Genomic DNA, 9,660 nt, shown 5'->3' on the forward strand with positions numbered 1-9,660 from the left:
CGAAAACGGCTTTACGATATTTGGCTGGGAACACTAAATGATATAGCAAAACACTTACATTATGGCTCTTATGGATGTATTCACTCATTTTTCTATTATACGCCGCGAGCGGCGGGGAATTAGACCCGAAGAGATTAAAAATATATCGATCAGAAAATCCGTTTAAGATTGAAGACAAGTTATGGTATAAATTTTCGGGTACAGATTGAGAAGCTTCACTCAATCTACTGCTAGGCAAGAGAGGAATCGAAAACGGAAAAACTTCATCAAAGATGAAATTAGAGTGTAAAATAAAATTTTTTATAACAAATAAAAATAGGGGAAATGCAAGAATTAAAAAAAATATAATTGCCCCTGACCATTGCCAAAAATTTCTCCAAAATAATTTTCTGTACCTGATAATTACTAACAATAGAAGAGGAGGAATTACAAAATAGGAAGTAGCATAGGAGTACAGACCAAACGCCCAAGGCACAAAAGCAATAATTCCTAAATTATTTTGATGATTATCAATAAGAAATTTGGCGACCGTATAAGTTCCTAAAAGAAGGAAAAAAGGTAGCAAATTAGATTCTAATCCCCAGCGACTTAACATAATATGCCAAGGAAGGATAGACATAAGTAAAGTAGCGATTAAAGCTACCCTTTTGTCAAAAATTTTTCTGACAGTAATATAAAGTAAAGGCAAGGTCAAAATACCAAATATTAAGTTGATTGACCGGACAGTTAGAATGGTGAGACCAAAGATATTAATAAGAGGAATCAATAAATAAGAATACAGAACATTTTGACCAGAGCCCTGAGCGGTAAAATAAACTGGCCAAGGATTACTCCATCTGTCTTTTCCTGTTAATAGCAGGGAATAAGCTTCATAACCAGCCGACGCTTCGTCTTGGTTCAACCCAGGAGGAGGGCTAGGAAATGAATAAACCCGAAGCAAGATACCAATAACAATAACAGTAACTATAGCGGTGTGCAGTCGTATGAGGTACAGTTTCACGAGCTATAAACCATGCTAGGCAAAGCTTGGTTTGTATCTCACTCAAGCGCTTACCGCTATAATAGGAGATTATGTTTTTGCTTACTGCTTAAAGTTAACATAAAAAACGCCTCATTTTCAAGAATGTTTCAAGGAAAGATTGAAAGAGAAAATGCTTCTACAATTAGGGGGAAGCGGGCAGAAAAAAAGAGTCAAGACTTGGGCATCAAACTTAATATTTTTCGGTCATGGGGACTTCTGAATGAATAGTACATGGGACTCGTTTGAGAATATCGCATGACATCATGGAACAACTCGCGAGGTGTTCTCGGAATTTTGGGCAGACTGGGTTCGCTTTTATGTCCGGATAACAAATTTATCCAAGCATCTCGAATTACGTCAGGTGAAAATTTATTTCTGACAAAATCACCAGCTAGCCGACCATTCTCAGCTACAGCTTCCATTGCTGATAAACCATCAAGGATAAGTTTGCCCAATGCCTCTGGATTTTTTTCAGTAGCTAAAGTTTGTAATTTTCCTTTATAAACAGTTTCTTTCAACCCGCCTTCAGCCACAGAAAACACTGTTCTGTTACAAGCTTGCGCTTCGACGGCTGATATACAAAAAGTCTCAGCATAATACCATGATGGATTCACTATTACTGCCCAAGAGCGGTTAATTTCCTGATATAATTGCCTAGGAGGCAAAGCTCCTAAAAATTGAGGCTGATAGTCCCTAGGTAAGCTTTTCAGCCAAGGTTCAATATACTCTTCTTCAAATTTCGGATTTGCTACACCTACCGCTCCCATCTTAACATCACCATCATGCAACTGAATACTGCCAACGATTGTTAGTTTAAAATCAACTTCTTGTTTGGCTAAATAAGACCAAATCTTCATCAGTTCAATAAATCCCTTATGTGGTCTTATGGCACCAATAAATAGAAGTTTTCGCTCAGGAGTTTCTAGGGTAGGAGTGAATATTGGGTAGTTGTAAGAATTGTAAGCAACTACCACTTTTTTTTCCCATCCTGGAACGGCTCTAAAAGTATTAGCGGTCTCCACGGAAGGACAGACCACGCGATAGCCGCCCGCTTGCAAAAAATTATGAACTGTGGCAAAACAACCACAGACATGAAATGAAAGAAATGTTTTTCCTAGGAATTGATTACCAAAGGTTAATGAACGTCCATCCCAATGAGATTGATGAACGATCAAATAGTCAAACTCTTCACCCCGTACCTGTTCATGCTTGAGATACGCAAAATTTGAGCAGTCGGAATCGAAACTGCCACTCAGGGAAACCTCAAATCCTGCTTCACACAACAGATTAGCTAATCTAATGATTGAGCCGTTCGTACCAGAACTAGGAAGCTCTCCCGCGATAAGCTGGTCTATTGATACCACAGATTTCAGAATTTTGGCTTCTTTGGGCAGAGATACTAAAATTTTCATCACGTTATTTTTCCTTTTTCCCCTTTAGATTAACATTCTAGATGTTTTTGTAAACTCGGTACCAAAAAACTTTGTGAATCAGTGACTGTTCGAGCATTTGCCCGTAGCGACGAGCTAAACAAGCATAGTGATTTGCTCCGATACCCTTTTGCCATTGCAGAAAAGACTGGGTTACGGGGCCTGTTAACAGACCGATCCATTCTTTTTGTATTTGCTCAAAAGTAAATTCTTGAGAGCGCTCCTTTCCTCTCTGTCTCATTTTCTCAAAGACTGCGGGATTCTGTCGCAGATGATCAACAACTTGGATAACTTCTTGGGGACTATTGACCTCGAAGTAATCTTGGCTGGGTTGTCCGAGCGCTCGAAAGGCGGATTCTTGGCCTAAGAGTGCCACACAACCGGCTCGCCAAGTATTGATTAATTTCGAGGCAGGTTTTGTATCCAAAAGAAGAGGATGAGACTTTCGCACTGCCAAAACTAAGTCGGTTTCGCGATAATCATTCCACTTGTCGGGATGGGAACAGACATTAAGTTCTACACCCATATCTTTTAGATCATTGATAAAAGCAGCAGATTGAAATACTGTATCTAGGTGTTTGGATTTACCAAAAAAACTAAGGCGTTCTAAGCGATTTTCTCTGGTGGAGTCCCGTGGCAGTAACTGAAATTGTGGCCAAAGGTTAATATAGACAGAATTGGCGTAACGCAGGTTTTTGTGATTTTGTACAATTTCAATCTCGCACATTTTAAGCGGTGGACGATCCGCTCTAATCCCCACGACAAATGAATTAGGAGCGAAACAACTTTCTCGAATCATATCGCAGTGAGCGACGCAAATAGCATTGGCGACAGGTTGTTCGACAAGAAATACCTCTAGTCCCGCTTGTTTCATCCAGAGAAAGGTCTGAACTATCCAACTAGCTTCACCGGTAGAAATAGTATTTCTATAAATATAAGACCCCATAAATTCTTCCACTGGGGGGATTGTTTGATTTTCCTTCAGCAGCTTTTTTAGCTTTTCTGGAATTTTGCGGATTACGAAGTAGATCGGGGGTTGTTGATAACTCATAGGAAATAAAACAAGATTGGTAAAGTATCGCACGATAATTAGTCATGCTTTCCAGCGACTTTTAATTTTGGTCTTGATGCCATTGTATAACTCCTCGAAAAAGAGATTCCATAAATAACCATAATGGGGAAATCTTTTGACCAGTAAAGCATCGGAAGGAAAAAGAATTCTTGGGGTTTTCATGGAATAAGGTCTGACTATATATCTTATTTGACTGGGTTCGGGCATCCAATGGCCGATATATATATCTTTTTGAAAAAACTTCCCTTGGATAAATAACCCTAAAGCTCTATCAAATCCCCAGAGAGGCAACCAAGTTAAAATTTCTCCTATCCTCATATTGCGGACAAAATCATCTAAGGCTTCTTTCACTAAGGCAGTCTTCCAAATATTATTATTGAACGGTTCTAGATGACAGCCGTGAATATCTTTTCTTTTGGCGTAGGGCCATAAAGCTAGTCTTAACTCGAAAGGATTATCTAGGGGAGCGATAGGAACTTCCACTAAATCTTGGTACTTATCTTGTCTTTTTCTAGAGATATTTAACTGATTGATAGCGGGTAGCTCCGGCCAGGGAGCTTTAATTTTTTCCTCATCGAGATAATCAATTTTCTCCTTATAAAGACGTAAGAGCCAACTTTGGGGAAAATTATCAAAGTAATCTTTCGCTAAGGCAACCACCTCGGGATGCAAGAAATCATCATCATCGAGAGCCAGCACATATTGACCGGAAGCATTGAGAAGACCGACGGCCCTCTGGGCCGTTTCTCCTTGATAAAGACTATGAAAAGTTTTCACTCTGGGGTCTTCTAGGGAAGGGGTAACGGTCCCGGGAGGATAAACTAAAATAAATTCTACTTCCCCTTGAATTGCCAGAAGTTGTTGCAACCAATGTTCGGAAAATTTGCCCAGAGTTGGAGTAACGATTGATAGAATTGGTGAGTTGGTCATGATTAGCTGACTATCCCTCTTTTCCTAGTCGATAAAGCACATATTTTTTGGGAACTTCCCTGAGATTGGTAATCACCAGATTCCACATATATCCATACTGAGGAAAACACTTGACTAGGAAAATTTCTGATAAAATTCCATAGCGATTTAGTCTTTTATATTCGGGGGGATTGTTTTCCATGCGTAACTGTTCTGGAGATGGCATGAGATGACCGATGATTTTCCCTTGGCCTTGCTCGAAAAACTTAGCTTGAATAAATAAACCCAAAAGACGATCTAAACACCAAAAGGGAATATACTTAAACGGACCCATTAATGGTAACAAACTAACGATATCTTTGCAGGTTGCCTGTACCATTTGAGTGAGCCAGACTTTTTTATCAAAATTTTCAGTATGAGGGCCGTGATGATCTTTTCTTTCGCGCACAAAGCACATCAAATCTAACTTTCTTTTGTCAAAAGGAACGATGGGAATTTCCTTTAAGTAGCCACTTCGATCTGAGCCATCCTGATTTTTGGAGCTTTTATCCCACACCAGTAGTTCTTCTATCTGGGGCAGCGGTTGCCAAGGAGCGGTCAGTTCTTTTGTTTCCCCATACTGAAATCGCTTAGTACAGAGTCTCATCACCCAGCTATCTGGAAATCGCTGGAAATACTGTAGAACCATGGTCAAGATATCGGGATGAAGAAACTCATCACAATTAATGGTTAGTGTGTAAGGTGCTGTCGCATTCATCAATCCACTAATTCTTTGAATAATTTCTCCCCGCAAGGGACTGACTATTTGCTGTACCCTGGGGTCGGACGTGGGATACTTAGGTGCTCCTGGTGGATGAACCAAGATAAATTCTACTTCTCCCTTGACCTCGGTCAGCGCATTAAACCAGTGGTCAGCGAATCCTTCTCGGGTCGGAATAACAATTGATAGGCTTGGTGTTGACACCTTGTCCATAATAAAAAATTTTTTCCTCTATTTTTTGATGCCATTGTATCATAGTTCTCCAGCAACAAGGAAAATTTCTGGAAGATCAGAAGGCTGAGAGGTCAAGAGTGGGAATTCAAGAGAAATAAAATCGATATTCAACTTGTTTACCATCCTAAAAACTGATTTCTAGGTTGTTTTATGCTTGAAAAATTAATTATGCCTCAAGTCCGAGATAGTGGTAGTCTGAGAAGCTTATATAGGGTTTGCTGAAAAAGTTTTTCGTGGGGGCAGGCTTCGGCAGTAAGAATTTGGACGTTCGGCAAGCTCAGTCGGGCCGCGTGAGCTTTTGTCGAACGCTCAGCCGAACGGGTGTGGGGTGTAGGGTTTTAGCGATTTTCATCTGGTCAATTATACTAAATCTGTTGAGTATAGGCTAGTTACGAGGAGAGGCACTCGTGCAAGAGGCAAAAGGCAAAGGGGAGAATAAATAATCAGTTTTTAATAACCAGATTTAGTATTACCTAATTTTCAGGGACAAAGTATCTGAATTTTCCCGCCGATCATTCCCAGATATGGTACTTTTTGATTTCCAAAAAGTCTAAAAGTTTTAACCAACAAGGGTTTTAGATTTATTCACCAAGCCCTAGATAGAACCTATCTAAAAATTAGAGATGATCATGATGGCAAAAAACGGTGATTTAGCTTAATTGAGGGCAATTACTGAAAAAATGATGATAATCAACTTGAATTCTCAAAAACGGGTTTAAAATTGATTCATAATTTCCATATAAATATGTTCTAACTGTACCGTCTGACGGGCGATAGAATCAATATTAATGCCATCGAATGCCTGGATAATCTCGCTTAATTCTAGATGTTCATGTAACCAAAAAGCTAAATCTTTGCCGTAAAATTTGGGAGTAAATCCTAATTGTTTCCCTCGATTTATGGCTGCTTCGTGATCCTGGGTATCCATGATAATAATTTCTTTAGCGGGAATGTGCTGACGCAGCTGATTTAAATTACCTTCGGCAATAATACGACCTTGTTTTAAAATTCCGATACGTTGACAGAGACGCTGTGCTTCATCGAGGAGATGGGTAGTTAATAAAATTGTCATTCCCTGTCGCCGTAATTCTCCGATTAAATCCCAAATTTCATAGCGAGATTCGATGTCTAAACCGGTAGTTGGTTCATCAAGAATTAATAATTTTGGCTGATGAACAATAGCCACAGCAATATTCATCCGGCGCTGCATTCCACCGCTTAAAGTTTCTACTGGACTACGGGCGCGATCAAGCAAATTTACTGCCGATAAACTAGCTTTAATCCGATGACGACGCTGGGGGCGATCGAGTCCATAAATCTGAGCAAAAAAGTTGAGATTTTCCTCACAAGTAAGGGATTTGTACAATAAATTTTCTTGCGGGGCAACCCCAATTAATTCTTTAGTAACTCTGGAAATTGGCAAATAATTAAAGGTAATTTCTCCCGATGAGGGTTTTAATAAATTACAAATTAAGTTAATAGTGGTGGTTTTTCCCGCACCATTGGGACCGAGTAAACCGTAAATTTCCCCCGCTTCAATATGAAAGTTTAATTGATCTAATACTAAGCGTCTTCCGTAATTTTTTTTGACATTACTAATAGTCAGCATTTTTAATAAAGTAACAAGGATAGTCAGGAGGCAGCAGGCAGGATTAGGGAGTGGAAGATATAGGAAGACAAATCAGTAAATACTCTTGCCTTTTCTAACTGATAACTGATTTACAATCGGCGTTCAAGGTTTAACATTTGTCGATAGGTAAGCCAACCACCTGCTACCATAGCTAGGGCAAAAAGACAGAGAAAGCGAAAATGAGAGCTAATACCTTGTAGATTTTCGCCCTTTGCCCAAACAGCAATTAAAGCTTCATTCATGTGGTAGATCGGGTTATATTTAGCCAGAGATAGAATATTCTCGGGGAATAAAGCAGTCGGAAGAAAAACGCCGCCTAAAATTAATAAAGGAACCCCAAAAGTTCCCACCAAAGCATTAACATCTTCTGTTCTCTTCGCCAGTTGAGTACCGAGGATAAATCCTAAACCCACATAAGCGGTGATACTAAGAAAAATAATTAATAATTCTAGAGGAATTGAGCCTTTAAAAGTGGCTCCATACTGTTTAGCAATAGAATAAACTAAAACCGTCTGACAGGCGGCAATCACACAATGGGCGAGAAAAATGCCGATAAAATAGGAAACACCGCTTAAAGGCGATAAAAATAACCGTTTAATCGTTTGTTGTTCCCTTTCTGCTACTACCGTCGCCACGGTTCCCCCCAAACAACTAAAGAAAAGTGCCGCCCCTACGAGGGTGGGAGGAGTAGCCAGAGCCATCGCCTCGGCAAGCTCAATTTTGCCTTTTTCTGCCATAATATAGCCATTTAAGAGCAGGACAAGGATCGGGAAAATGCCCCAGAGGATTAAGCTACGCCCGCGCCGGATTAATTCTACTAAAATTCGTTGAGCGATCGCTAAAGTTTCCTGCCAATATTTCATAGAATGTTAGTGTAATTGTTTCTCACTGTAGAGAAATAAGTTTTTCTACTTTTTCACTTAGGCTTATTGTAAGTGTTCCAGAGCTTGATCGGCACGCAATCTTACCACTATTTCCGCTTCTGTCTCCCCAATCTGTCCTAAAAGTTCCCGAATCGCCCCGCGAAATGCCGCCGCCGCAATTCCTAATCCCTCCAATCCGACGATCGCCGCATATCTAACCACCCACTCTGGATCCCCTTGCAAAATTTGCTCCAGTGCCTTAAAAACAGCCTTCTGAGCCTCAGAAACCCGACTTTCCTCCAAATCAGACCAAATTATATTTCCTAAGCCCCTAGCCGCCCCTCGCCGCACGCTAAAGGAAAAATCACTCACCGCCGCCTCAAGTAATAAGTCCAATCCTCGCACATCGCCAATTCCTGCTAGGGCGCGGGTTGCCCAAGCTCTCGCCCCATAATTATAACCGTCTAGGTTGGCCAGTAAATAGGGAACCGCCGCTTTGCCGATGGCGATTAAACCATCCACGGCTGCCACGGAGGCGCCGGGGTTGTTATATCTCAGCACATCGGTGAGGGTGGGTATTGCCGCTTCACTTTTGGCGGCGGCTAAGTTTTCCACGGCGGTTAGTAACCCATTGGCTGAGTCGGCTTTTTCGACGGCAATAATTAAAGTCTCAACGGTGGGAAGCATTGGTTATTAGTAGAGGGATTAGGGAGTGGGGAAGTGGGGGAGTGGGAAAGTGGGGAAGTGGGAGAAGGGGAGAATAAATAAAAATAATCTCCTGAATACTGACTTGGAGAATACTGACTCCTAACTCCTATATCCTAACCCCACTAACAAACTTTTAAAGATAATTTTATCGCCAAACTTTTTTCCGTAAAATCTGACTAATTTCTTGGGGAAAAGGACAATCATCGGGAAAGTTAAAGGATTGATAATCGGGGTTATCTCGCAAGCTTTTTAAAGCCTTGGCATAGCAATCTAAAAATACTTGATCCCAGTAGGTTTTTAAACTAGGAGAATCGCTCAAAAGCTCTTCTAGTTCCCGTTGACTGCGCCCGATAGTTTCTTGTCAACCTCAATAATCCTCAACGTAATCAGTATAGCAAAGTTTGAGGCAGTGTGTTGACTTCTGCCCAAACTTTCTATCGTTCCAGATCAGCAGCAGCGAGTAACCTCCGCTATTGTACCAAAGACCTGACAGGGGGACAAGCAAGCTGAAAAGCTTATGTAGCATAAAATACAGACACAGACTCCAAAAAAAGATAAGTCATATTTACCATATAGCGGTGTGCAGTCGTATGAGGTACAGTGTCACGAGCTATAAACCATGCTAGGCAAAGCTTGGTCTGTATCTCACTCAAGCGCTTACCGCTATATATGACCTAAATAACGAAAATGATAAGTGAACTATACCAGAAAGTGTTAGAAAATGAACTGGGACGAGCCAGATACCTACTGTTGTTAATGATAGTTGGAACCTGGCAAATACTAAAGCAAGCTAAGTTAGAGATATTAGCAGAAGCACTGCCAATACCGATCCTGTTTGAGAGTCGGAGAAAAAAACTAAAAAGATTTTTAAAGCTGGAAATTCTGAATATTAAAAAAATCTGGTTTCTCTGCCTAAAAGAGATGTTAAAACAGCAGGAGAGATTCACAATAAAAGGATTAGTATATATTGCCATAGACCGAACGAGTTGGGGAGCAATTAATATCTTGATGGTGAGTCTAATTTATGACAAGA

7 protein-coding genes and 4 pseudogenes are annotated in these 9,660 nt (G+C 40.5%); 1 reads left to right on the plus strand and 10 read right to left on the minus strand.

Annotated elements, in window-relative coordinates:
• From IM485_RS08865 to IM485_RS08910, 10 genes and pseudogenes are all read right to left on the minus strand, one after another.
• Nucleotides 1–88 (minus strand): annotated as a pseudogene (locus tag IM485_RS08865) (IS200/IS605 family transposase); the annotation flags it as partial.
• Between the two features lie 276 nt (nt 89–364).
• Nucleotides 365–1,000: pseudogene (locus tag IM485_RS08870) on the minus strand (glycosyltransferase family 39 protein); the annotation flags it as partial.
• 191 nt (nt 1,001–1,191) lie between these two features.
• Nucleotides 1,192–2,433, minus strand: coding sequence for a glycosyltransferase family 4 protein (locus tag IM485_RS08875; RefSeq protein ID WP_104395938.1), 1,242 nt, complete (start codon nt 2,431–2,433; stop codon nt 1,192–1,194).
• A 37-nt stretch (nt 2,434–2,470) separates the two neighbouring features.
• Nucleotides 2,471–3,502, minus strand: coding sequence for a glycosyltransferase (locus IM485_RS08880; protein WP_133164137.1), 1,032 nt, complete (start codon nt 3,500–3,502; stop codon nt 2,471–2,473).
• 42 nt (nt 3,503–3,544) lie between these two features.
• Entirely contained in the window at nt 3,545–4,453 is a 909-nt protein-coding gene (locus IM485_RS08885) for a glycosyltransferase family protein (RefSeq protein WP_104395940.1), read from the minus strand.
• A 10-nt stretch (nt 4,454–4,463) separates the two neighbouring features.
• Nucleotides 4,464–5,405 carry a glycosyltransferase family protein gene (locus IM485_RS08890; protein WP_104395941.1) on the minus strand — a complete coding sequence of 314 codons (942 nt, stop codon included), beginning with the start codon at nt 5,403–5,405 and terminating at the stop codon, nt 4,464–4,466.
• Nucleotides 5,406–6,141: 736 nt separating this feature from the next.
• Complete coding sequence (locus IM485_RS08895) at nt 6,142–7,035, minus strand: ABC transporter ATP-binding protein (protein WP_104395942.1); 894 nt, start codon at nt 7,033–7,035, stop codon at nt 6,142–6,144.
• A 110-nt stretch (nt 7,036–7,145) separates the two neighbouring features.
• Nucleotides 7,146–7,919 (minus strand): ABC transporter permease, encoded by a 774-nt coding sequence (locus tag IM485_RS08900; protein WP_104395943.1) that lies wholly within the window; start codon nt 7,917–7,919, stop codon nt 7,146–7,148.
• Between the two features lie 63 nt (nt 7,920–7,982).
• Entirely contained in the window at nt 7,983–8,606 is a 624-nt protein-coding gene (cpcF, locus tag IM485_RS08905) for a C-phycocyanin alpha-cysteine-84 phycocyanobilin lyase subunit CpcF (RefSeq protein ID WP_104395944.1), read from the minus strand.
• A gap of 166 nt (nt 8,607–8,772) precedes the next feature.
• A pseudogene (locus IM485_RS08910) lies at nt 8,773–9,036 on the minus strand (DUF29 family protein); the annotation flags it as partial.
• Between the two features lie 302 nt (nt 9,037–9,338).
• On the opposite strand from IM485_RS08910, the pseudogene IM485_RS08915 reads away from it, so the two are divergent.
• Nucleotides 9,339–9,660 (plus strand): annotated as a pseudogene (locus IM485_RS08915) (IS4 family transposase); the annotation flags it as partial.

The sequence above is a fragment of the Microcystis sp. M169S2 genome, assembly GCF_020245865.1.
Taxonomy (GTDB): domain Bacteria; phylum Cyanobacteriota; class Cyanobacteriia; order Cyanobacteriales; family Microcystaceae; genus Microcystis; species Microcystis ichthyoblabe_A.

Excerpts from the sequence above, each read along its gene's own strand:
- IM485_RS08875 (WP_104395938.1), bottom strand. The coding sequence starts at position 2,433 with ATGAAAATTTTAGTATCTCTGCCCAAAGAAGCCAAAATTCTGAAATCT.
- IM485_RS08880 (WP_133164137.1), bottom strand. The coding sequence starts at position 3,502 with ATGAGTTATCAACAACCCCCGATCTACTTCGTAATCCGCAAAATTCCA.
- IM485_RS08885 (WP_104395940.1), bottom strand. The coding sequence starts at position 4,453 with ATGACCAACTCACCAATTCTATCAATCGTTACTCCAACTCTGGGCAAA.
- IM485_RS08890 (WP_104395941.1), bottom strand. The coding sequence starts at position 5,405 with ATGGACAAGGTGTCAACACCAAGCCTATCAATTGTTATTCCGACCCGA.
- IM485_RS08895 (WP_104395942.1), bottom strand. The coding sequence starts at position 7,035 with ATGCTGACTATTAGTAATGTCAAAAAAAATTACGGAAGACGCTTAGTA.
- IM485_RS08900 (WP_104395943.1), bottom strand. The coding sequence starts at position 7,919 with ATGAAATATTGGCAGGAAACTTTAGCGATCGCTCAACGAATTTTAGTA.
- cpcF (WP_104395944.1), bottom strand. The coding sequence starts at position 8,606 with ATGCTTCCCACCGTTGAGACTTTAATTATTGCCGTCGAAAAAGCCGAC.